16 protein-coding genes are annotated in these 25442 nt (G+C 48.1%); 7 read left to right on the top strand and 9 right to left on the bottom strand.

The window, feature by feature from the left end:
* Positions 1–17: 17 nt before the first annotated feature.
* The 3 genes from leuC to leuA form a co-directional block, all read right to left on the bottom strand.
* A complete protein-coding gene (gene leuC / locus AC2204_RS14200) occupies positions 18–1454 on the bottom strand; it encodes a 3-isopropylmalate dehydratase large subunit (protein ID WP_318926334.1) in 1437 nt (478 codons plus the stop codon).
* A gap of 27 nt (positions 1455–1481) precedes the next feature.
* The gene (leuB, locus tag AC2204_RS14195) at positions 1482–2570 is read right to left on the bottom strand and encodes a 3-isopropylmalate dehydrogenase (RefSeq protein WP_318926333.1); all 1089 of its coding nucleotides are present in this window, start codon (positions 2568–2570) and stop codon (positions 1482–1484) included.
* 169 nt (positions 2571–2739) lie between these two features.
* Positions 2740–4284: a 2-isopropylmalate synthase gene (gene leuA, locus AC2204_RS14190; protein WP_318926332.1), complete on the bottom strand. Its 1545-nt coding sequence runs from the start codon at positions 4282–4284 to the stop codon at positions 2740–2742.
* Positions 4285–5057: 773 nt separating this feature from the next.
* On the opposite strand from leuA, the gene AC2204_RS14185 reads away from it, so the two are divergent.
* The 6 genes from AC2204_RS14185 (at position 5058) to ilvN (ending at position 16074) form a co-directional block, all read left to right on the top strand.
* Entirely contained in the window at positions 5058–6446 is a 1389-nt protein-coding gene (locus tag AC2204_RS14185) for an efflux RND transporter periplasmic adaptor subunit (protein ID WP_318926331.1), read from the top strand.
* Entirely contained in the window at positions 6443–9571 is a 3129-nt protein-coding gene (locus tag AC2204_RS14180; RefSeq protein WP_318926330.1) for an efflux RND transporter permease subunit, read from the top strand. The genes AC2204_RS14185 and AC2204_RS14180 overlap by 4 nt, the downstream gene beginning before the upstream one ends.
* A 544-nt stretch (positions 9572–10115) precedes the next feature.
* Entirely contained in the window at positions 10116–11075 is a 960-nt protein-coding gene (leuO, locus tag AC2204_RS14175; RefSeq protein ID WP_318926329.1) for a transcriptional regulator LeuO, read from the top strand.
* A 375-nt stretch (positions 11076–11450) separates the two neighbouring features.
* The gene (locus tag AC2204_RS14170; protein WP_318926328.1) at positions 11451–13268 is read left to right on the top strand and encodes an AMP-dependent synthetase/ligase; all 1818 of its coding nucleotides are present in this window, start codon (positions 11451–11453) and stop codon (positions 13266–13268) included.
* Between the two features lie 590 nt (positions 13269–13858).
* On the top strand, positions 13859–15577 hold the full coding sequence (locus AC2204_RS14165) for an acetolactate synthase 3 large subunit (RefSeq protein WP_318926327.1): 1719 nt from the start codon (positions 13859–13861) through the stop codon (positions 15575–15577).
* Positions 15577–16074, top strand: a complete 498-nt coding sequence (gene ilvN / locus AC2204_RS14160) for an acetolactate synthase small subunit (protein ID WP_107285451.1) — start codon at positions 15577–15579, stop codon at positions 16072–16074. Before AC2204_RS14165 ends, ilvN begins: the two co-directional genes overlap by 1 nt.
* 577 nt (positions 16075–16651) lie before the next feature.
* On the opposite strand, the gene AC2204_RS14155 is transcribed toward ilvN, so the two are convergent.
* The 3 genes from AC2204_RS14155 to fusA form a co-directional block, all read right to left on the bottom strand.
* Positions 16652–17296, bottom strand: coding sequence for an FCD domain-containing protein (locus AC2204_RS14155; RefSeq protein WP_318926379.1), 645 nt, complete (start codon positions 17294–17296; stop codon positions 16652–16654).
* A gap of 310 nt (positions 17297–17606) precedes the next feature.
* Positions 17607–19019, bottom strand: coding sequence for a pyruvate kinase PykF (pykF, locus tag AC2204_RS14150; RefSeq protein WP_318926326.1), 1413 nt, complete (start codon positions 19017–19019; stop codon positions 17607–17609).
* Positions 19020–19678: 659 nt separating this feature from the next.
* The gene (fusA, locus tag AC2204_RS14145) at positions 19679–21709 is read right to left on the bottom strand and encodes an elongation factor G (RefSeq protein WP_318926325.1); all 2031 of its coding nucleotides are present in this window, start codon (positions 21707–21709) and stop codon (positions 19679–19681) included.
* Positions 21710–22067: 358 nt separating this feature from the next.
* Here fusA and AC2204_RS14140 point away from each other — a divergent pair, with 358 nt between their 5' ends.
* Entirely contained in the window at positions 22068–22541 is a 474-nt protein-coding gene (locus tag AC2204_RS14140; protein WP_318926324.1) for an outer membrane lipoprotein, read from the top strand.
* Between the two features lie 41 nt (positions 22542–22582).
* Here AC2204_RS14140 and pdxY read toward each other — a convergent pair whose 3' ends face one another.
* The 3 genes from pdxY to AC2204_RS14125 form a co-directional block, all read right to left on the bottom strand.
* Positions 22583–23458: a pyridoxal kinase PdxY gene (gene pdxY, locus AC2204_RS14135; RefSeq protein WP_318926323.1), complete on the bottom strand. Its 876-nt coding sequence runs from the start codon at positions 23456–23458 to the stop codon at positions 22583–22585.
* 216 nt (positions 23459–23674) lie between these two features.
* Positions 23675–24055 carry a Rid family detoxifying hydrolase gene (locus tag AC2204_RS14130; protein WP_318926322.1) on the bottom strand — a complete coding sequence of 127 codons (381 nt, stop codon included), beginning with the start codon at positions 24053–24055 and terminating at the stop codon, positions 23675–23677.
* Between the two features lie 97 nt (positions 24056–24152).
* Complete coding sequence (locus AC2204_RS14125) at positions 24153–25406, bottom strand: aromatic amino acid transporter (protein WP_318926321.1); 1254 nt, start codon at positions 25404–25406, stop codon at positions 24153–24155.
* Positions 25407–25442: the final 36 nt, after the last annotated feature.

Here is a 25442-nt window from a genome sequence, read left to right as displayed (position 1 = left end):
TGTTCGTTCCTTCCTGATTAAGCCGTTGCGTTATCTAAGTCGCGGATATCAACAAAGTGGCCGGCACATGCTGCTGCCGCAGCCATTGCCGGACTCACCAGATGCGTTCGACCATCACGACCCTGGCGACCTTCGAAGTTACGGTTACTGGTTGACGCACAGCGCTCTTTTGGCCCTAAACGGTCATTGTTCATCGCCAGACACATTGAGCAACCCGGCAGGCGCCATTCAAACCCGGCTTCAATGAAGATTTTATCCAGCCCTTCTTTCTCAGCTTGGGCTTTTACTTGTTCCGATCCCGGAACCACCAGAGCCTGAACACTGGCTGCGACTTTGCGCCCTTTGGCAATCGCCGCCGCTGCACGCATGTCTTCGATTCGAGAGTTGGTGCAAGAACCGATAAAGACTTTATCGATGTTGAAGTCAGATAATTTCTTGCCTGCTTCTAACCCCATGTAGGCCAGTGCTTTTTCTGCTGAGGTTTTATCTACTTGATCGGTGAAGTTGTCAGGGCCTGGTATTAATTCATCAATAGCAATAACTTGACCCGGATTGGTTCCCCAGGTGACTTGAGGTTTGATCGCTTTTGCATCTAAGGTCACAACGGCATCAAACTCAGCGTCATCATCGGTTTTCAGGCTCTTCCAGTATTCGACTGCCGCTTCATAGTTCGCACCGACAGGGGCAAACTTACGATCTTTAATGTAGTCAAAGGTGGTCTGGTCCGGGGCGATCAGACCGGCTTTTGCACCCAGTTCAATGGCCATGTTACAGACGGTCATACGCCCCTCCATGGTCAGATCGGTGATGGCTTCACCGCAGAACTCCACCACATACCCGGTACCGCCAGATGCGGTGGTTTTACCGATAATCGCCAGCACGATGTCTTTGGCCGTAATGCCTTCAGCAACCTTGCCTCTGACTTCGATTTTCATCGTTTTAGCCCGGTCCTGCTTCAGGGTCTGTGTTGCCAGTACATGCTCGACTTCTGATGTGCCGATACCAAATGCCAGGGAGCCAAATGCACCGTGGGTGGCGGTGTGCGAGTCACCACAGACAATGGTCATACCCGGCAGGGTGATCCCCAGCTCAGGCCCCATGACGTGGACAATGCCTTGATATTTATGGTTCAGGTCATATAGGGTGACACCAAACTCTTGACAGTTTTTTGCTAGTGTTTCCATCTGGATCCGAGCCATTTCACCCGATGCATTAATGTCTTTGGTCTGGGTTGAAACGTTGTGATCCATCGTCGCGAAAGTCTTGCCGATCTGGCGAACTTTACGGCCCTTTTCACGCAAGCCATCAAAAGCTTGCGGTGAGGTAACTTCATGGACCAGATGGCGATCGATATACAGAATCGGGGTTTCACCTTCAGCTGCTACCGCGACGTGGGCATCGTAGACTTTTTCATACAGTGTTTTTGATGTTCCGTTTTTTGCTTTTACAGACATGCTCAATGCTCCTTGAATCGGTGGTGCTTAGGCTTGGCGAATGTATGCAGCGATTTTATCGCCCATTTCGCTGGTACTCAGTGCTTCCCCTTTGCCGGCTAGGTCGGCGGTAAGCTCGCCGGCTTCAAGTGCTTGAGATACGGCTTGTTCAATGGCACGTGCGGCTTGTTCTTCACCCAAGCTGTAACGCAGCATCAGGGCTGCAGATAAGATCTGCGCGACCGGGTTAGCAATGTTCTTCCCCGCGATATCCGGCGCTGACCCGCCGGCCGGCTCATACATACCGAACTTGTCCTGGTTCAGGCTGGCCGAAGGCAGCATGCCCATTGAACCGGTGATCATTGCGCATTCGTCAGAGATGATGTCACCAAAGATGTTTGAGCAGAGCATCACGTCGAACTGTGACGGATCTTTGATCAGCTGCATGGTCGCATTATCGATGTACATGTGGTTCAGCGTGACATCCGGGTACTCTTTTGCCACTTCCTCGACGACTTCACGCCATAGAATAGAGCTCTGCAGTACATTGGCTTTGTCGATTGAGTAGACGTTTTTATCGCGCAGCCGTGCCGATTCAAAGGCAATACGCGCAATACGCTCGATTTCGTAGCGGTGGTAAACTTCCGTATCAAATGCTTTCTCTTGCGGGCCTTCGCCTTCCCGCCCTTTTGGTTGGCCGAAGTAGATACCGCCGGTCAGCTCACGGACAACCACAATATCGAAACCACGTTCGGAGATATCGGCACGCAATGGCGAGAAGCTTTCTAAGCCGCTGTGAATTTGTGCCGGACGCAGGTTGCAGAACAGCTGGAAATGCTTCCGCAACGGCAGTAACGCCCCACGCTCAGGCTGATCGTTTGGTGGCAGGTGTTCCCATTTCGGGCCACCGACAGAGCCAAACAGAATCGCATCTGATGCTTCACAGCCTTGCATGGTTGATTCGGGAAGCGGACAGCCATGGTTGTCAATCGCAATACCGCCGACATCGTGCTCTGAACGCTCTAGAGTGAAACCGAACTTTTCTTCAATCGCATCCATTACTTTATGCGCCTGTTGCATGACTTCCGGGCCTATACCGTCGCCCGGTAGAACCGCTATTTTATATGTACCTGCCATGGTTATGCTGTCTCCATTTTTGATTTCTGTTTTCGTTAACTTGCATCTTTGCTATTTCGTACAAGCACGGTATCGAAAGTGCTCATTTATCCTTATAAACTCCACGTTTTCTCTGTGTTCTTGCACCAAATAGCGTTGAATCAAGCTAACTTTGAATAAGGTTGTTTGGTTAAACCGTCGCAACGCGTTCTTTGATTTCAGCTATCTGATCTGCGCGGTAGATGCTATTGATTACGTGAAGCAGAGCCTGCCCCGAGGCTTCAACAATATCGGTAGCCAGACCGGTACCGTGATATTTACGGCCTTTGTAGTTCGCAATGATGTCGGCCTGGCCCAGGCCATCTTCGCCTTCGCCTTTGGCGGTCAAATCAAACTTGTCCAGCACGATTTCATAGCCGGTTAAGCGGTAGATACACTGGTATAGCGCGTCAACCGGCCCGTTACCAACCGCAGCTTCACATTTCTCTTCATCACCACATTGTAATTTAATGCTGGTGGTCGCCATGATGCTGCCAGACTGCACACTCAGATAATTCAGCTTGAAAAAGTCATCTTCATCACGCAGGTTGGCAAAGTACATCAGCGCTTCCAGATCGTAGTCAAACACCTGCCCCTTGCGATCGGCCAGCTTCAGGAAGTCGGTGTATAACGTATCAAGATTGTAATCATTTTCGGTGTAACCCAGTGCATCCATATGGTTTTTAACCGCAGCGCGGCCTGAACGGCTGGTTAGGTTCAGTGCCTGGTTTTTCAGGCCGATCGATTCAGGGGTCATGATCTCGTAAGTATTTTTGTTCTTTATCATGCCATCCTGGTGGATCCCCGAGGAGTGACTGAATGCATTGGCACCGACAATCGCCTTATTCGCCTGGATCGGCATATTACAAAGCTGGCTGACCAGTTTGCTGGTGCGGTGAATTTCGTCGTGTTTGATGTTGGTGTGAACCCCCAGAAAGTCAGCGCGGGTCTTGATGATCATCGCAATTTCTTCCAGCGAACAGTTACCGGCACGTTCGCCCAGGCCGTTAATCGTTCCTTCGACCTGACGGGCTCCTGCCTGCACCGCCGCCATCGAGTTGGCAACCGACATGCCCAGATCGTCATGGCAGTGAACGGAAATAATCGCCTGGTCGATGTTCGGCACGCGATCAAACAGCTGTGTGATGATGCCGGCAAATTCGTTGGGCAGGGTATAGCCCACGGTGTCCGGGATATTGATGGTGCTGGCGCCGGCCTTGATGGCGGCTTCGACCATCCGGCACAGGTTGTCAATCGGCGTACGGCCAGCGTCTTCACAAGAAAATTCCACATCATCGGTATAATTACGGGCGCGTTTTACCGCAGCAACACCCATTTCGATGACATCATCATAGCTGCGGCGCAGCTTGTCCTGGACGTGAATAGTAGAAGTAGAAATGAAAGTATGGATGCGAAATGCCTCGGCGACTTTCAGTGACTCGGCGGCGACATCAATGTCTTTTGCAACAGCCCGCGACAGGGCACAGATCCGGCTGTTTTTGATGTGTTTAGCAATGGTTTGTACCGATTCGAAATCACCCGGTGAGGAGATCGGGAAGCCGGCTTCGATCACGTCAACACCCAGGCGCTCCAGCGCATAAGCGATTTGAAGTTTTTCCTTAACCGTAAGGCTGGCAGATAGCGCCTGTTCACCATCGCGCAAGGTGGTATCGAAAATAATGACCTGATCTTTCATTGCAACATCCTTTTTTGTTGGCCTGCCTTTGAGTTGGCATTGTCTGCATCCGCTTGCGCTGGCCCTGTATATGAAAAAACCCGCGCTGATTGCGCGGGTTTTTTAAATTCTTAGTGGTGTTTCTCACCATAAGCTACCCGCGCGAACTGTTCACGATAAGGAGGAGGCTTAGGAGTAGAGAGAAACGATTTTTCATTTTTTAAATGATATCCACAAAGTTGGTTAACAAATGAATACCAAATAGACAGGACAAACGTCAACCATTAATTGATTATTTATTTTTCGATAATTGCTATCTTGCTGATTTTTAAGTGCTTGAGTGTGAGAGGGGACCCGTAGATAATGGCAATGACTTTCACCGCGGTGGATCTCTGTTACTTCCGGTGTGACTTCGGCATATTCCGGTGTTTGCATAATTGTAACAGGAAGGGATCTAATTGCTGAGATGATGAAGGGGAGCACGGTTAGTCATTAATCATTTGCTTATATTGGAGTGACTAAAAGCAGTGAACAACATTGTTATTTGTAGCGTAGATTATTAATCAAATAATTAATAATGAGTGGGTTACGACATGATGATCGCGAAGGCAGGTCGTCCCGTCGGAGAGTCTGATACCAGAACCTGTTTGGTTGCGTCAGGCAAAAAATTGTTTGTCGCGCTGCCTTACTGCAAGGTTTCTATCCATCAATGAAGCCTATTTAATGGAATTGGCTGATCACAATGTCAAGGTACTGATGCAAGGGATCCTGGCTGAGCAAGGAGATGATGACACGTGAAAAGCAACCGGAAGTTACTGCTTGTTCCCACCATTTTACTGGGTGTTCTGGTGCTGGCTCTGGCTATCAAAATGCGCCCCTCCCCCGGAGTGAAACCGGCGGCAAACCGGGCGCGGGCGGTTGATGTGATTAGCTTGCAGCAGCAGCCTTTGGCTCCTGTGGTCAGTGGTTTTGGCCGGGTAAAACCGAAGGTTGAATGGCAGGCGATTGCCCAGGTAACCGGTAAAGTTGTCTATCGTCATCCTGATTTAGAAAAAGGCCGGGTGCTGGATGCCGGAACGGTCATTATCAAAATTGATCCGCGGGATTATGAATTGACGCTGGCTCAGGCCGAGGCGGATATCAGCTCCAGCCAGGCACAACTGGCCAAGTTAGATCAGGAGCAGCAGAACCTCAAGGCGACACTAAAAATTGAACGTAACCGCCTAGCGATCAGCCAAAAAGAAGTGGCCCGCAAGGAAGAGTTGCGCCGGAAAGGGCTGGCTTCCCAGTCAGCGCTGGATTTAGAAAAGCAAGCCTATCTTGCCAGCCAGAAAAACGTGCAGGATATTGAAAACCAGCTGATCGTGTTACCCAGTGAACGCAAGGTGACACTCGCGCAGTTACAGATCAATCAATCTCGTCAGGCGGAAGCTAAACGCTCGCTGGAAAAAACGGTCATTGTTTTGCCGATTGATGTGCGAATTTCCAGTGTCGATATTGAACAGGATCAGGTGGTCAACCTGCAGCAGTCGATGCTGGTGGCTCATGGCATCAATAAGGTCGAGATCGATGCACAGGTTGCCCTGCATGATATGCAGGTACTGGCCTCAAGCCTGACTCAGTATACCGCCCACGCCGATGGGCGCCCACGGGGGGATCAGCTTGATCTGACTGCTAGCATCCGGCTTTCCAGCGGCAGTTTTATCCAGCAATGGCCGGCAAACGTGACCCGTATCAGTGATACCGTCAATGCCAACCAAGCCACGGTAGGGGTGATCCTGGAAGTTGCCCAGGATTACAGTCAATTATCACCGGAAACAGCCCCCCCATTAGTTAACGGTATGTTTGTCGAAGCGAAAATTGAAGGCCAGGCGAATGCCCACTGGATCGTTCCCGAGCGGGCGTTGCATGGCGATCATGTCTATCTGGTTGGAAATAATGGCATTAACGGGGATGTGTTGAAAATTCAGCCAGTTAAGGTTCTGTTTCGCCGAGATGGGGTCGTTGCCATCAGCGGCGAGCTGGCGGATCAGCAACAACTGATCACTAACGATTTGCTACCTGCGGTATCGGGGATGGCGGTCAGGATCGTCAGTCTGAATGGTGAAGCGGTGGAAGAAGCGTTGTCGATGGAAGGGGCATTGTCAGAAAAAGCAACCCCGGCAGAGGATCTGACGTTATGATCCGTTATTTCGCGCGTCATCCGACGGCCGCTAACTTGTTGATGCTGACCTTGCTGCTTCTTGGCCTGGTTTCACTGCCGCAAATTAAACGGGAAACTTTCCCTGAATTTTCACCTGCCTACATCATCGCCTCGGTGGCCTATCCCGGCGCTTCACCACAAGAGGTGGAAGAGAGTATCTGTATGCGGATGGAAGATGCTGTTGACGGGCTGGCCAATATCGTGGAAACCCGCTGTGAAGCCGTAGAAGGCTCGGCTTCTTTGATCTTAAAGTTGACCCACAGCGATATCGTGTCGCGGATGCTGGTGGATGTACAAACTCAAATCAATGCAATTAATGATTTTCCTAACGAGATTGAATCTCCGATTGTCCGTGAGCTGGACTGGAATGAGCCGGTCGTCGATGTGGCGATTAATGCCGATACCAGCTGGCCGCAGCTGAAAGCGTATGCCGAACAGCTCAAACGCAAGCTAAAGCTCGATTATGGGGTCTCTTTAGTGGCGGTGAGTGGTTTTTCCGATCACCAGATCCGGATCGAGCTCAAAGAAGCCTCATTACGCCAGTTGGGGGTGAGTGTCGGTGATGTTGCTGACCGTCTGGCACGGCAGAATATTACATTACCGAGCGGAAACATCGAGCTCGGCGATAAGAATTTATTGATCCGCTTTGATGAACAAAAGATCACACCCGCGGCCCTGGCACAAACCGTTATCGGCGCAGACAGTGAAGGGGGTGTGTTGCGACTTGGCGATATCGCGACGCTTACCGATCGTTTTAAGCTCGATGAACAAAAGATCCTGTTTGATAGCCAGCCCTCCGCGATATTGAAGGTGAGTAAGAATAAAGCGGACGATGCCCTGCGTATTAAAGAGCGGGTCGCACAGTTTGTCGAAGATGAAAACCAGATCGCCCCAACCGGTGTCACTCTCAGTATGACCAATGACTTGTCATCGCTGCTGTGGGATCGCTTAACCATGATGGTCAGAAATGGCTGGCAAGGGGTGACATTGGTGTTTGCCACTATGTGGCTGTTTTTCACTTTCCGCTATTCATTCTGGGTGGCGGCGGGATTGCCTGTCGCCTTTCTCGGCAGTCTGTTTCTCATGGCAGGGTTGGGGTTATCCATCAATATCATGTCATTGGTCGCCCTGTTAATGGCGATTGGTATTATGATGGATGATGCGATTGTGATCGCTGAATCCATTGCCGCCCATCTCGAACGCGGTCAGCCGGTTACCGAGGCGGTGACCAACGGGGTGAAAAAAGTCTTCCCCGGGGTACTGTCATCCTATCTCACGACTGTCTGTATTTTCGGTAGCTTACTGTTTCTTCAAGGCGAAATGGGGGCGGTACTGAAGGTGGTGCCTCAGGTGCTAATTCTGGTACTGACCTTAAGTCTGGTCGAGGCGTTTTTGATTTTGCCGCACCATTTAAGTCATTCCCTAACAAAACAGCGCGAGCAAGGCCGTGGTGCCAAAGGGGAAAAACCGAACTTAGCCTTCAAAACCTGGTTCTTAAATAAATTCGAAGCATTTCGCCAGAAGCAGCTGGTGACTGCCGTAGAGGCCGTTGTACGCTGGCGATATCTGTTCCTCGGCAGTGTGATTGCGATGCTGTTTATCTCATTGTCACTTCTTGCCGGCGGCGCTTTGAAATTTATCGGTTTTCCTGAACTGGACGGTGATATTGCTGAAGCGCGGGTGATTTTACCGCCGGGTTCGTCGCTGGCTCAGACTGAAAAAGTCGTACAGCAGATAGTGGTGGCGGCAGAAAAGCTCAATCAGCAATGGAGTGCCAGTAAAGAAGACGGTCAAATTCTCGTTGAGCATATTACCGAGCAATACAACTTCAATGCCGATGCTGATGAAAATGGTCCTCATGTGGCGACAGTTCGGCTCGATTTACTGAGTGCAGAGTCGCGCAATACGATGATCGATGATTTCATTGCGGCCTGGCGGGAAGAGGTCGGCGTCATCGCCGATCCGGTGTCTCTGGTCTTTAAGCAGCCGATCATGGGGCCGGGCGGACGGGCGGTTGAAATTCGCATGCAGCATGATGATCTGGATCAGCTGAAGGCGGCATCGATTGACATTCAGCGCTTCCTCAATGAGTTTGATGGGGTGTCCGGCGTGCTGGATGATATGCGGATGGGGAAGCCGGAGGTGCTGGTGACGTTGCGTCCCGGGGCTGAAAATTTTGGTGTCGACGGGCAAATGATCGCTTCTCAGCTGCGGGCTGCTTATTTTGGCCGGACCGCCGATGAAATTCAGCTCGGTCCGGAAAATATAGAGGTAGAAGTACGTTTTGATAAGCAGGAAGCGGCCAGCCTGCAAATCCTCGCCAGTTTTCCCATTATCCTCGGTAATGGCAGCCAGATCCCGCTGGCCTCGGTGACGAGATTGGAACACCAACGCAATTATGTCCGGATCCAACGGGTGAACGGGTTACGAACCCTGAGTGTGTTTGGTGATCTGGAGAGCAGCAAGATCAGTTCGGCTGAAGTGCTGAAGGAATTTCGCAACCGTTTGATGCCACAGTTGCAGCAGACGTATCCCGGGCTGAGGTTTGACTTTGAAGGTGAGGCGAAGGATACCGCTGAGACGGGCCAGTCAATGGGCATTGGTTTTGCATTGGGGATCTTCGGTGTGTTCGTGATCCTCAGCTTCCAGTTCCGCAGCTACCTGGAACCTTTTGTGGTCTTGCTGGCGATCCCGCTTGCGGCTATAGGGGTACTCTGGGGCCATTGGTTGTTGGGTTACGCACTGAGTATGCCAAGTATTATGGGATTTGTATCATTGGCGGGGGTGGTGGTGAATGACTCGATTCTGCTGGTGCAATATATTCGTCACCATCTTGATGACGGTGACAGTGTCCACGACGCGGTGGTGAAAGCCAGTAGAGAGCGTTTTCGGGCGGTTTTCTTAACGTCGCTGACAACCGCAGCAGGCCTGTTGCCTCTATTGCTGGAAACCAGTTTACAGGCTCAGGTTATTCAACCTTTGGTCGTTTCTATTGTGTTCGGTATTTTTACATCGACCCTGCTGGTGTTGTTTATGATCCCGGCGGCTTACGCCATTCTGGCGGATTTTGGTTTAGTGCGTAAGCATGAAGCACTGGCGGCCTGATGGTTAACGGCTGAGAGTGGCCAGTCACAAAGAGCAACGAAAACGAGGCACTGGCAATTAACAGTGCCTCGTTTTTTTACTGCGATTAAGTTGTATCCCTGGTGTCGTATTGAATGTCTTTATTTGCTTGGTCCGCGATGGCCGAAATGATCCGGTATTAAGGCCCTTCTTAGCGCCGATAATTAATCACTCAAACTAATTAATTGTTTTTTAAACCTGAAATGGTGACGTTTAAGCGTCATGATAATCGGACAAAAAAGTGACATTTTCCGATTGTAATTACATCTTTATTTTATTTATAGTTATTTTAGGTCTTTTTATTTGTTTTCAAGTTATTGATACTTAATGATTTATTTTGGATTTCTTGCGTGTGGTTTATATTTGCTTACACTTGCCGATTTTCAGCTATTGGTTACATCAATCTATTTGAATGATACTAGTGCATCCCGGTATTGGGTAAACTTAATTGAGAACAAAATTTCGGTTCTTTAATTCAGCGATGGCATAACGGATGCGCCCGGATAACTTCATTTAGAGGCAACATATGACACGTAGCAATTCGTTTATTCACCCTGCTGATAGTTACAAGACAGAGTCAAATTTAAGAAGTGTTGATCTTAATTTATTGACAGTATTTGACGCCGTTATGCAAGAGCAGAACATCACCCGAGCAGCGCACAGCCTGGGTATGTCTCAGCCTGCGGTAAGTAACGCGGTTGCTCGTTTAAAGGTGATGTTTAATGATGAACTCTTTATTCGTCATGGTCGAGGTATCCAGCCAACGCAGCGTGCTAAGCAGCTGTTTGGTCCAATCCGCCAGGCACTGCAGCTGGTGAAGAATGAACTGCCTTCGTCAATCTTCTCGCCTGAAAGCTCAACTCGTACTTTTAAGCTGGCGATTTGCAGCCCGTCGGATATGCGTTTTGCTCCTCGGATCCTGCGTAATGTGACAAAGCAGGCGCCGAATTTACGAATGCAGTTTGAAGCGGAATTTGATGCAGAGCTAACGAAAAAAATGCGTTATCAGGAGATTGATTTTGTGATCGACTACGTTCGCTTTGATGATCCGGGTTTTTGCAGTAGCGAATTATTCAGCGATGAGCTGGTCGTCATTGCGGCAGGTAACCATCCGAGGATCAGCGGAGACTCGATTTCTGAAGTGATGTTTGCCTCAGAAACGCATGCGGTACTCAAGTCTCAGCCGGGCGTGAAGATGTTTGCCGATCATATCTATAATCAGCACACCTCATATCAGGAGGTTTACCAGGGCGCTAGTCTGAGTAATATCATGTATATGGTTGGCCAATCTGAACTGATTGCTGTCGCCCCTCGCTGGCTAGCGGAATCTGTTGCCGAAAACCTGCAGTTAAAAGTGTTGCCTTTACCGTTTGAGTCGGCCTCCATTAGTGGTTATCTGAGCTGGCATGAATCTTCGCAAAAAGATAAAGGCCATATCTGGATGCGTGATCAGCTGCTCACCATATGTGGCAATTCCTCTTTCTGATTTTCTTAAAAGCCGGCGCCAGCCGGCTTTTTATTTATGCTCATGTTTCAATTTCTGGTTTAGTCGATTGACTCCAAATCCCTTAATTTTCTGAATGGTCAGATAATCGATGTAATTAGCATCATTGCAATTTTTGTCGTACAGGGTAGCCCGGCTTGTTGAAGGAATGGGTGTAACAGAATGGCCGTACTTTCTTATACTTGTAGTCATTCTATTAATCACTCGTATAAAGCCTGTAGGGATAAGGGCTGGTACTGAGAACGAAATAGCAAAAAAGATAAATAGTGGCCCTTTATAGTTGCCTTTATTTACATCAAAGGTAGACTTCTCAGCTCAAGTGGGCTTACAAGTGTAAGCTAGAATAGCAGAGTAGTTATGGCCGAACACGACTATCACATAGTAAATCGAATTCGTACCCAGATCGCCCGTTTAGGCGATCAGGTTGCTTTACGTCATCAGGTTGAAGGCCAGTGGCAGGATATTTCATGGGCTGAGTTTGGCGAGCAGATCCAACAACTGGCATTAGCCATGTTGGCGCAAGGGCTGAACGTTCAGGATAAAGTCGGTATTTTTTCCAATAATATGCCCCGCTGGACCATTGCTGATGTCGCGGCTTTGTATAATCGCTGTGTCACCGTACCTATCTACCCAACCAATACTCCGCAGCAGTCGGCTTATATTATCAACAATGCCGATGTGCGTATCCTGTTTGTCGGTGAGCAGGCGCAACACGATGCGGCTGTTGACATGATCGAGCAATGCCCTCAACTGGAGCGCATTGTTGCGCTGGCTGATGATGTGATCTTATCTGATCACCCATTAGTCTGTCATTTCAATGACTTTATAGCTTGTGCTACCCCCGACTTAGAAGCTGAACTTGAACATCGTTTGGACTCTAAAGCGATGGATGATCTGCTGACTCTGATCTATACCTCCGGCACAACAGGAACACCTAAAGGCGTGATGCTGGATTACGCCAATATTGCGTCTCAGCTTGAAGGCCATGATCAGAATCTGGCTCTGGACGAAGGTGATACATCACTGTGTTTCTTGCCGCTTTCTCATGTTTTTGAACGGGCATGGACGTTTTTTGTCTTGCACCGTGGTGCGGTCAACTGCTATCTGGCCGACACCAACAAGGTGCGTGAAGCTCTGGTCGAAATAAAGCCGAATGTCATGGCTGCGGTTCCTCGGGTGTACGAGAAAATCTACTCTGCGGTTCATGATAAAGTCGCGCGTGCACCTTTTCACCGTAAGGTGATCTTTACCTGGGCGGTGAATATGGGGGCGCGTATGGCGGCCTGCCAGCAGGAAAAACGCCAGCCGTCAGTGATGCTGAAAAAAAGCTATAAACTGGCTGATAAACTGGTCCTGGCTAAGCTGCGTGATCTGCTGGGCGGACAGATCAAATTCATGCCTTGTGGCGGGGCAAAGTTAGACGCTGGGATTGGCCGTTTCTTTCACGCAATAGGCATTAACGTTAAGCTTGGCTATGGTATGACCGAAACCACGGCGACCGTATCATGCTGGGATGATCAGTGTTTTAATCCTGATTCTATCGGTATGTCAATGCCGGGTGCTGAAGTGAAGATCGGCGAGAACGATGAAATCCTGGTCCGTGGCCCGATGGTGATGCGCGGCTACTATAAAATGCCGGAAGAAACCGCGAAGAACTTTACCGAAGATGGCTTCTTAAAAACCGGTGATGCGGGACGTTTCGATGAGCAGGGCAACCTGTTTATCACCGATCGTATAAAAGAGCTGATGAAGACCTCTGGCGGTAAATATATTGCACCCCAGGTCATCGAAGGAACGATCGGTAAAGATCACTTTATCGAGCAGATTGCCGTGATTGCTGATACCCGTAAATTTGTCTCTGCACTGATTGTACCTTGCTTCGACACTCTGGAAGCGCATGCCCGCGAGCTGAACATTAAATATCACGATCGCCTTGAACTAGTGAAACATAACCAGATTGTGGAGTTGATTGAGAAGCGTGTGATAGAGTTGCAAAAAGATCTGGCGCGCTTTGAGCAGGTGAAGAAATTCACCTTGCTGTCTAAATCATTCTCGATGGATAAAGGCGAGCTGACGCCGACCCAGAAACTGCGTCGTAAGGTCATTCATGATCGTTACCACCAGGAAATTGAGCGGATGTACGAAGAGAGCCATAAAAAATCGTCGGTACGGTAAATAATCAATAATTCTGCGTAAAGGGGCCACATGGCCCCTTTGTTGTTTTCGGAGACTTGTTCACCATTCTCTCTTTATCTTTCCGTTTACGTTAAGAGTTTCTATCTGAATTTTTGGCCAGTTGCAGTGAATACCTACTGGCACACAGGGTAAGCTCCGGACGAATAGGGTTAATTTCTTTTGCATCCAGATGAATAGGTCAAACATGCTTTTCAGCAATAGACTTGATTGCTAAAAAAGCGTTAAAGTTGTTGCAGGTAACTGCTGCTTGTTATGACCGGTAGTAGCTCGCATAGCATGAAAAAGTAACACTAATTTCAATTTAGGCTAAAAATAAGCCCTAACTATGTTATATCAGCCCTTATAGCTAATTGTTTATCGGGCGGTGGTATTTTGTGTGGTATAGGATACTCACAAACGGCCCCAGACGCGCCTGATAACGCACAATGATAAAGTTTAGCTGCACTATCTAACTCGGTTTGTTGTCTGTATGGTTCCCGCTTACAGGCATTCCCCCGTTTTCTGTTGAGCTTTATTTTAAGGAAGAATTAGCGCTATGGGTTGGTGTAATCAACCTGGAGGCAAGAAATATGGAAATGTTGTCCGGCGCCGATATGATCGTTCGTTCAATGATCGATCAAGGCGTAAAACATATCTTCGGATACCCCGGCGGTTCAGTACTTGATATCTACGATGCACTGCATGAGAAAAGTGATATTGAACACGTACTCGTTCGCCATGAGCAAGCGGCAGTGCACATGGCCGATGGTTATGCCCGTGCAACCGGTGATGTCGGTGTGGTACTGGTAACATCAGGCCCGGGCGCGACGAATGCCATTACGGGTATTGCTACTGCTTATATGGACTCCATTCCACTGGTTGTCTTTTCTGGTCAGGTAATGAGCAACCTGATTGGTAATGATGCCTTCCAGGAGTGCGACATGGTGGGGATTTCTCGCCCTGTTGTAAAGCACAGCTTTCTGGTGAAAAAGCCGGAAGACATCCCTGAAATCATCAAAAAAGCCTTTTATATCGCTGCAAGCGGCCGTCCTGGCCCTGTGGTTATCGATATTCCGAAAGACATGCTGAACCCGGCTGAAACTTATCCTTACCAATACCCTGAATCGATCGCCATGCGTTCATATAACCCAACAACGCAGGGGCATAAAGGCCAAATCAAACGGGGATTAAAAGCCTTGCAGGCCGCAAAAAAGCCGGTTCTGTATGTGGGGGGCGGCGCCATTATGTCGGACTGTGGCGAACAGCTGCTGACGCTGGCGGAGTCACTGAACATACCGGTAGTTAATACCTTAATGGGGCTTGGGGCCTTTCCGGGAACCCATAAAAATTGTTTAGGCATGTTGGGCATGCACGGAACGTATGAAGCCAATATGGCGATGCATAACGCCGATCTTATTTTCGGTATCGGTGTTCGTTTTGATGATCGTACGACCAACAACGTCGAGAAATATTGTCCGAATGCTACCATCATGCATATTGATATTGACCCGTCGTCCATTTCGAAAACGATTGCCGTTGATATTCCCATTGTCGGTTCGGCCGATACCGTATTGAACCAAATGATTAAATTGCTGGCAGAGCAGGATGGCGGCAATGACCAGCAAGCCATTGATAGCTGGTGGGCAGAGATAGAATCATGGCGTGCACGTAAGTGTCTGAGTTATGAGTTAAGTAATGAACGTATAAAGCCACAGCAGGTGATTGAATCGCTCTACAGACTGACGAATGGTGAGGCCTATGTTGCCTCGGATGTTGGTCAGCATCAGATGTTTGCCGCGTTGTATTATCCGTTTGATAAACCTCGTCGATGGATCAACTCTGGCGGTCTGGGCACCATGGGCTTCGGCTTGCCGGCGGCGATGGGGGTGAAGTTTGCCCTGCCTGATGCTGAAGTGGTATGTGTCACCGGCGATGGTAGTATCCAGATGAATATTCAGGAGCTGTCGACAGCATTACAATACGATATACCGGTTAAAATCATTAATTTGAATAATCGCTTCTTAGGCATGGTTAAACAATGGCAAGACATGATTTATCAAGGCCGCCACTCTCATTCTTATATGGATTCGGTGCCTGACTTTGCGGCGATTGCTGAAGCTTATGGTCATGTCGGGGTGCGCATTTCAGATCCGGCCAAGCTTGATAGTGAGCTGGAAAAAGCGCTGGCACTGAAGGATAAGCTGGTTTTTGTTGATATTAGTATTGATGAAACCGAGCATGTCTACCCGATGTTGATTCGTGGTGGCTCAATGAGTGAAATGTGGTTAAGTAAAACGGAGAGAACATAATGCGCAGGATTATATCAGTATTGCTTGAGAATGAACCCGGTGCATTGTCCCGTGTCGTTGGCCTGTTTTCTCAACGAGGCTATAACATTGAATCACTGACGGTGGCACCAACCGATGATCCGACCTTGTCACGTCTGAATATCACCACCAATGTAGAAGATGATGCGGCGTATGAGCAAATCGAGAAGCAACTGCATAAGCTGATCGATATTTTAAAGGTCAGCAATGTTACCGAAGCTGAGCATGTTGAGCGTGAACTGATGCTGGTAAAGGTAAAAGCCAGCGGTTTTGCTCGGGCTGAAGTTAAACGCACTGCGGACATCTTCCGTGGATTAATCGTGGATGTGACCAGCCAGATCTATACCATTCAGCTCGCGGGAACCAGTGACAAACTGGATGCTTTTATTGCCGCGGTGGGGGAAGCGACCGATATTGTTGAGGTTGCCCGAAGTGGTGTTGTTGGTATGGCCCGTGGCGAACGTGCACTAAAAGCGTAAGGCATTTGGTATATAAGCCCAATTCAGGCTTAGCCTGAGTTGGGCTTTTTGCTGCGTGCAGAAACGGAATTCGGTTGGTATAAACTATCATCAGGTGATGACTATTAGACTAAAGTCTAATAAAAGCCACCATGGGAGAGAAGGAGTAAACTAACCGGCAGCTAAATAAGGGTATGACCATCTTGATTTTGGTTGGAGTGGGTGAGGCTGGCGGCGCTTGAGCGCATTGGATGCACTGAGATCAAAGTGAAAGGACTCTTGCTAGGAGAAGAAGAGGAGGATTAACAATGATCAATAAGTTTATAGTGCGTTTTTTGATCCTGTTGTTGTTGATGCTTGGGTTTAAAATTAGCGCGATTTATTTTTTGCTCGCTGTATTGTTGCTCAATACCCATCATAAAGAAATCTTTGGCTGGTAGGGTGACCATTCTGACGCTCTGGCTGACATCTGGCCTTGTTTCGTGCAAACAAAGACAACGGTTCGTAATCGCAGAAAAGCTCGATCTTTGATCGAGCTTCAAATCAATGATACATACTCAAGCCACGGTAAGAGAATGAATTAAAAGTAAAAACCGAGTCACACATCTTGAGGGGCTTTAGGTATATAGGTCTTAATGAATGCAATTGCACGTTGGAAGTGGTTGTTAAGCAATTCTAGCGCTTGCGGTGTATTACGTTCCAGTACCGCCTTCATCATCGCTTCGTGCTCGCCGTTATCATGATAGCGCTCTTCATATTCGCGGCTGTGGTTAATCCAGATATGGCGATAACGTTCGATCTGTTCATACACTTCACGGTAGAGGGTCAGCATGACAGGAGACTGGCAGCCTTCAAGCAGTGCCAGGTGGAATTCACTGTGGCGTTTTTCCCACTCAGAAAAATCAATGGTCTTATCGGCTGGGTTAATACGGTGGAGTTTGTGGTAGCTGGTCAAAATATTCAGCTCCCATGCTTCGTCGCCATTGAGAATAGCGCGTTCCAGCAGGACCCTTGATAGCACCAGGTTGGTTTCAAAGAGATCTTCGAGCTCATCGACTGAAACAGGAGCAACCCAACACCCTTTTTGGGGGGCGAATTTTACGTATTTTTTCCATGATAGCTGAACAAGAGCTTCCCGGATCGGAGACGCACCTACGTTATAACGGGCTTTTAAGTCGGCAACAACAAGCTTTTGCTCTGGTGCAAGTTCACCAAGCAAGATGTCTTGTCGAATCAATTCCATGACTGTGTTGGTCAAAGTAGGACTAGACACTGAATTCCTCACAGGTTTTTATTGTTTTCTCCCGAGAGCCTCGTCAAGTTATGATGGCTGGGGATACGATCGTAGCTTTCTTAGCAACCGAAGCATGATTATTATGCGACTGTATTCCTTGAAAGAATCTGCTGTCTGGTGAGTATACGATTAATAATATCAGGGCGCGATACAGAAAGGCTGGAACTGTGAATACATACCAGTCTGGAGGGGGAGGGAGATTAATAAGATAATATAAAAAACGGGAGCATTTGCTCCCGTTTTTTATTCAGTCTACGAATTATAGTACGTGTACTGATGCTGTGTTTGTGGTGCCAGAATCAACTAGTGCACCCGATACCATAACAACGATGTCGCCTTTCGCACCCAGACCCGTTTCAAGAGCAAGCTCTTTACCACGGTTGAAGAATGCATCAGTGTTGTCAATTGTATCAACAACAACAGGTGTAACACCTTTAGTCAGCGCCAGCTGAGCCGCAGTCTTAGTGTTAGTTGTTAGAGCCAGAATGTTAGCTGTTGGGAAGTACTTACGTACAGAGCGTGCAGATTTGCCTGCTTCTGTTGCCACAACGATTAGAGGAGCATTTAGCTTCTCAGAGGTGTCAACAGCGCCTTTACATACCGCTTCTGTGATACGCAGACGTGGGCTGTCCAGACGTGAGCCAAGCTCTGCTTTTAGTGCTGAATCGGTACGTTCACAGATTTTTGCCATGATAGTTACCGCTTCGATAGGGTACTTACCTTTAGCCGATTCACCTGAAAGCATTACTGCATCAGTACCATCCATGATTGCGTTCGCCACGTCACCCGCTTCTGCGCGCGTTGGGCGTGGGTTCTTGATCATAGAATCAAGCATCTGAGTTGCAGTGATAACGACTTTACGAGCGCGGTTACACTTCTCGATCATCATTTTCTGAGCGAAAATAACTTCTTCAACCGGGATTTCAACACCCAGGTCACCACGAGCAACCATGATACCGTCAGAAGCTGCAAGGATTGAGTCGAAGTTGTCTACGCCTTCCTGGTTTTCGATTTTAGAGATGATCTGGATCTTCTCGCCACCGTTAGCGTTTAGCAGTTCACGGATCTCTTTAACGTCTTCTTCTTTGCGGATGAAAGAAGCAGCAACGAAATCAACGCCTTGCTCACAACCAAACTTAAGGTCTGCTTTATCTTTCTCTGAAAGTGCAGGCAGTTTTACTGAAACGCCAGGTAGGTTAACACCTTTGTTTTCACCCAGGTCACCGTTGTTAAGGACTTTACACTTAACTTCAGTTTCTGTGGTTGCCAGTACTTCCATCTCGATAAGACCGTCATCAACAAGGATGATGTTACCTTTAACAAGATCTTTAGCAAAACCAGGGTAAGTAACCGCAACACGGTCTTGATTACCAACGATAGAAATATCAGTAGTGAATGTGAATTCTTGACCAGCAACTAGAGCAAAATCATTACCGTTCTCTAGTTTGATAGTACGAATTTCAGGGCCTTTAGTATCAAGCAGAATCGCCAGAGGCATACCTGTTTCGGTCATTACTTCACGAAGATTGTCGATACGCTGACCGTGCTCTTCGAAGTTACCGTGAGAGAAGTTTAGACGCATTACGTTCATACCAGCGTTAGCTAGTTTGGTAAGCATTTCTTTAGATTCTGTTTTAGGTCCAATCGTACATACGATTTTGGTCTTTTTCATTGAGGATTGTCTCCGGACAAACTTTTACCCAAGGGAAATTTAACCACAGTGTTATACCTGAAAGTTACGGACCATTAATGTTGAATAATGACCGCAAAGTGAGAAGTAGATCATAAATCTTCAACTTACCGCCTGCAGGGTGTGGTGATAATACAAATTTTTTACAAAAATCTTGCCTTATGAAAGCAGCTAGTTGCTTTTATAAGGCTGGTTCTAGTGGCTCTTTCCTAAGTTACCGCGGATTCTTCATGTCAGGCAACGATGAAAAAGGGGTGATATCAACGATCACGCAACCATAAATCTGTAGCCATAAATCTGTGCGATAAACAAGCGCAGTATTATAACAGAGTTCTTATCTATTATCACCCTGTGATAGCGGTCATGCTTTTGGCCTTCATGTTTGAAAGGATGACGGTGATTATCTACGGAATCTCGAATAAAGTTTTGTCATTTATCAATACATAAGCGATTTATTGCTCTTTTATTTAAATAAAGTTTCGATTTGTATGATTGTGGTGGGCAGGGCCGTTATCACACTATTAGAATTGACTGTTACATTTTTTGCGCAAAGGCTCGCCTGCGGGCATTGACTGCCCGCGGGCTAGCAACGGTGGGACAAGGCTGAGCCAGGAAGCGTCCCGGGCCGCTGGCCATCTATCTCAGGCACTATCGCTTTCCCTGTACGCTTCGGTGAGCTGCTGCTGTAATGGGGTGGGAACCGGTTCAAAATGGCTGAGCGACAAACTAAAACTGCCCTCTCCTCGGGTTAGCGATTTAATGCGCTGCGAGTAGTCCTGCAGCTGCGTAAGCGGAGCCTTGGCCTGGATCAAGGTACGATCCTGACTTTCCGGTTGTGAGTCGTTGATCATGCCGCGTCTGCTGGATAAATCCCCGGAAATATCGCCGATACAGTCTGAAGGGGTAAGGATTTTTATATCCACGATGGGCTCCAGGATAATTGGATCTGCCTGTTTTACCGCTTCTAAAAATGCCTTACGGCCAGCGGATACAAAGGCAATCTCTTTGGAGTCCACGCTATGGTGCTTGCCGTCATAGACGATCACCTCCAGATCCTGCAACGGATAGCCTGCAATCGCGCCTTCTTCGAGTACCTGACGCACCCCTTTTTCCACCGCCGGAATAAACTGCCCGGGAATTGCCCCGCCCACCACTTTGTTGACAAATTTAAAGCCTTCACCGCGACTCAAGGGATTAACCTTGAGATAGACTTCGCCAAACTGCCCGGCCCCTCCCGTTTGTTTCTTGTGCCTGTGGTGTGCTTCGGCTGGGCGGGTAATCGTTTCGCGATAGTCGATACTCGGTGCACTGGTTTGTACGTTCAGCTTGTACTGCTGTTGCATTTTCTCCAGCGCAATCTTGAGATGAAACTCGCCAATACCGGTCAGCAGGGTTTCGTTAACCCGTACCCGGTGTGTTACCTGCAGGCTCGGGTCTTCAGACGTGAGTTTTTTCAATACATCGGAAAGTTTTTGTTCATCACCGCGCCGTGCCGGATGCACGACCAGGCTATACATAGGTGCAGGCAGGTTAAGGCTGGCCAAATGCAAGCCGTCTTCGTCGTGGGAGTTGTGTACAACGCTATCAAATTGCAGCTCGTCAATTTTGGCGATGGCGCAAATATCACCGGAAGCGGCGCGCTGAATTTCACGTCGCAGTTTACCCTGTACCTGGTACAGGTGCCCGACTTTGAAAGACGTTTTTCCATCGTCAATGTAGAGTTGGCTGTCGGGCGTCAGTACACCCTGAAAAATTCGGACAAAGGCCATCCGGCCCATGTATGGATCGATACTGACCTTAAACACATGGCCAACAACATGATCTTCTTCGCTCAGGCTTACGGTTATCGGTTTGTCGCCACTATAAAAGAGTGGGGGGTTGCTTTCGAGAGGTGATGGTATGAGCTCGCTCATTATCCGCAACAGTTGCCGGATCCCGGCACCACTTTGGGCCGAAACAAAACAGACCGGGATCAGCTGGCCATCGCGCAGTACAGCCTCAAAGGGAGCGTGCAGCTGCTGCGGGCTAAGATCTTGTCCCTGCTCCAGGTAAACCTCCATCAGTTCTTCGTCGACTTCAATCACCTGATCGATTAAAGCGTCGTGCGCCTCCTCGACGGTGCTGAACAGCGTCGGCTCGTCGGGGTCCGGTTTAAAATAACAGTCTACCACCTCATGCCCGCCGGGATCGGGCAGGTTTATGGGCAGGCATTGCGGACCATAACGTTCTTTCAGCTGAGCCAAAAGAGCATGTAAGTTGATCCCGTCTGCGTCTATCTTGTTAATGATGATCAGACGGCACTTCTTGTGGTCATGGGCCATTTGAAACAGCTGGTCGGAAAGTGATGCCGGCCCGGCGGTGGCATCGACCACCAGCGCGATGGTTTCAATCGCCGGGTAAATGCTCATCGCACGGCCTATCAGATCCCCGGCTCCCGGGGTATCGATCAGGTTAAACTGATTTTTTTGCCAGCAGAAGTTAACGGGAGTGGCTTCTACCGAGTGCTGGTAATCGATGGATTGACGGTCAAAGTCTGTCACGGTAGTACCCCGCGGGAGCTCACCAAGCGTCTTGATGGCGCCGGACTCAAACAGCAGACGTTCAACCAGGCTGGTTTTTCCTGAGCCGGATTGCCCAGCAAATGCGATGTTGCGAATTAGCGCCACAGACATACGTGGCCTCCTCTGGTAATCGAACCGGTGGTGGTAGCAAAATGCAATGGTGTTCGTTCAGGTGCGACTTGATTAATACCAGCGTTGCAAAACCGGTTGCTATTCCATCCGTAACGTTACTGCCTTTAGGCCACGTTCCTTATAAGCACTTTTTGCAATCAGTATAAAAAATCGGCACTACATTATAGATAGTACATATCTTAATACCTGGTATGGGAAGTCTGCGCTATACCGGCTAAGTTGTGTGTTAAATCATAAATTTGGTCGCAGAAGCAGAGCAATGAAGTCGTTGCTGAAGCCATGGCAGAGATACAGAGTTGCTATACTTGTTTTAAATCCTTTCTTTCAGGAGTTCACCATGAAGATCCCCTCTTTCTCTCTCATGTTGCTGCTTTCTGTTTTTGTGTTTGCGGGGTGTTCGAGCAACCCTTATGGCGACTCTTATGGCGTCCAGGATACACGGAAGATCCAAAGGGTACGTTATGGCACCATTATGAAAGCCGAACCGGTTACCATTGAAGGTGAAAGTGGAGGAAGGCTTGTCGGTACCGTTGCCGGTGCCGCCGTTGGTGGGATTTTAGGCTCTAAAATTGGTGGCGGCTCAGGTTCAGATATAGCCGCTATCGGTGGCGGAGTGCTGGGTGGCGTCGCCGGTAGTAAAGCCGCGGATGCGGCTACTCGCCGTAATGGTGTTAACTTGACAATTAAAATGGATAACGGAGAAGTGATTGCCATCGTTCAGGAGGCGAATCCGAACATGATCTTTCAGATCGGCCAGAAAGTTCAGGTCAATATTGATGGCAGTCAGGCTCGGGTTGTGCCGGCCAACTAAATCTGACTAAAGGCAATACCCCAGTAAACCGTTTTTTACCGTTACGCCATCTTCAAGTTCAGGTCGATCATGTCCACCGGAAATGTCTCGCTGGGCTTGACGAGTTCATTTTGAGCCAGAATGGTTTGTAATTCCCACTCGTTCTGTCGATGAGTGTGTTTGAGCACGCCATAGCAAGCATCATGACAATGTTGAAATGCCTCGATTGTTGAGTAGCCCTTTAATAGACCCGCGGTGAATACTGAAGATATCAGGTCACCCACGCCGACAGGTTGCTGAGCAAAAGGTAAATGAGGACGCTGTGCCAGAAAACAGCCTTCAGGGGTAGCTAACAGCATGCTGAACTTATCGTCTGAAACACAGTATAAATGCTTAACCAGAACAACTCTTGGACCTTTAGCTAATGCAATGTTGCAAGCTTTCACTGCATCAGAAAGCGTGTTGATTTCCATTTGTGCAAATTGACTGAGTTCGAATTGATTCGGCACGATGACATCTGCCATTGGCATTAAATGATCCACTAAGTATTCCGTAATGCCGGGAGCCACGATGCAACCTTTATCCGGCGCCCCCATGACAGGATCGCAGATGTATAAGGATGAAGGGTTTTTGGCTTTTACTCTTTCTACCGTTCTGATGATAGCCTCACATTGTTCGGCACTGCCTTGATAGCCCGTGAGAATCGCTTTACAACGCGCTAGCGCATCAATGTTATCAAGCCCCTGAACCAGTTCATCAATATCTGAGGCAGAGAAAGCACGTCCAGTCCAACCTTGTTTATATTGGGTATGATTAGAAAACTGGACAGTGTGTATTGGCCAGACTTCGAACCCCATTCTTTGCATCGGGAAAATAGCAGAGCTGTTTCCTGCGTGCCCGTAAGTAACATGTGATTGAATGGACAGAATGCCATGCATAATATTTTCCTTTCTATAAATTATTCAAGGAGGCATCCAAATGGCGAATTCAGAGTCATAGGGATAGTCTAAAGTTGCATTTGGTGATTTTATTGTTTTTATTTTAAATGAACTTGAAATGAGAGTGGATAATTAAGTTTAAAATATTCAGCCCTGTCATTGGTGTATGACAGGGCCATCCATTAGGATGAAAACGCGCTTTTTAAAGCCATAAAACTATCGTGAGGCGATAACTTCAATTTCAACTTTTGCATCCAGAGGTAAGCGAGCCACTTCAACACAAGAGCGAGCTGGGAAAGGCGCGTCATGCTTTTTGAAGAAGGCTTCATAAGCCCCATTAACACGGGCAAAGTCATTCAGATCTTTGACAAAGACCGTCGTTTTAACGATATTTTTGGCGTCCAGTCCCGCTTCTTTTACAATCGCTAATGCATTTCTTAAAGATTGAGTTGCCTGCTCAGCAACATCATCCGGCATTGCCTTAGTTTCTGGGTTTATAGGTAGCTGGCCTGAGGTTATGACCAGACTACCTAAATTGACACCTTGCACGTATGGACCAATAGCTTCAGGCGCATCGGGGGTATTAATTGCAACCATGTTATATTCCTATTTATTTAATAAGCTGGCTATCCCTGTTTTCTTAATGAGAGGGGGAGATAACCAGCCAATTATGATGATACGGATTTAGATTTTTTTAGCCTGTAAATGCCGGGAGTATGCCTAGCATCGACAAGAAGTGGAAGGCGGCGGTTAAGACACCAAAGCCAATGACGAAAGCAATCATTAGCTTGCCACCTGGCGCTTTAAAGCCTTCATTACCGTTCTCTAACAAGCGTGATTTTCTCACCAGTAGAGCCGGAATAATACAGGTCCAAACCGTTGCTGCAGCGCCGGCATAGCCAATTACAATCACAAAACCAAACGGGAAGAGCAATGACAGGATCAGTGGTGGCAAGAACGTCACCAACCACGTTTTTGCACGACCTTGCTTGGTGTCTTCGAACTTGAACAGATCGGCCAAATAGTCAAACACCCCAAGACCCACACCAATGAAAGAAGAGAGAATAGCTGCCATTGAGAAGGTATTGATCGCATTCGCCACTTTTTCAGACTCAATGACTGAGCCTAACGCGGCTAGCAGTGCATCTACGTTACCGCCTTGCTCAATCACCGATCCAAACTGGCTTCTAGGCAGATTTCCATAAATGCTGAACAGCCACAGGAAATACAGACTTAATGCGATGACTGTGCCGCCCAAAATCGCGTATTTTGCTTTTCGCTCTTCGCCGTAATACGCACGCATTGAAGCCACTGAATGGTGATAACCAAACGAGGTCAACGCGACAGGCAGCATCGCCATAGCGTAGGGGGCGTAGCTTGTTTTTTCATTGATAGTGTCAAACAAGATGGACATATCGACCTTGATCGCCAGTCCTGACACACCAAAGACAAAGCTTAAGACCATAAATGCGATTAGAACAACGGAAATTCGGTCTACTGCTCGAGTTGAGTGCCACACAAAGGCTGAAAACACCAATACAAACAAGATAGAGGTGATTTTACTATCGAGGCCCAGAACATCTTGAAGGATAAGGCCTGAAGATGTGATATAGGCGTACAGTAAAATACCCCCTACAAAATACACCGTCAGGTTATTGAACATGTTGACCTTATCACCAAGCATGTCTTTGGTTACCGTGTTGAAAGAGACCTTTAAGTCATAATGCTTAAAAGCTTCTAGCAGCATCCAACCCGAAACGGTCATTACGACCATTGTTAATGTAATCGCGAAAACAGACCAAGTAGTCCATGCACCGGCTCCCGCACTTGGGAGCCCTAGCATACCTGCACCGACGCAGACACTGGCTATAATGCATGCCCCACCGATTAACGACGGATTCTTTTCCTTAATGCTATCACTTATTACTAACGTCGGACTCTTTTCCATAATTCAGTCACTCTTGTAATTTCACGTCATTGGATT

The sequence above is a fragment of the Photobacterium sp. genome, from assembly GCF_057456235.1.
The sequence above is the reverse complement of the archived record's forward strand: the minus strand, read 5'-3'. Positions and strand labels throughout refer to the sequence as shown.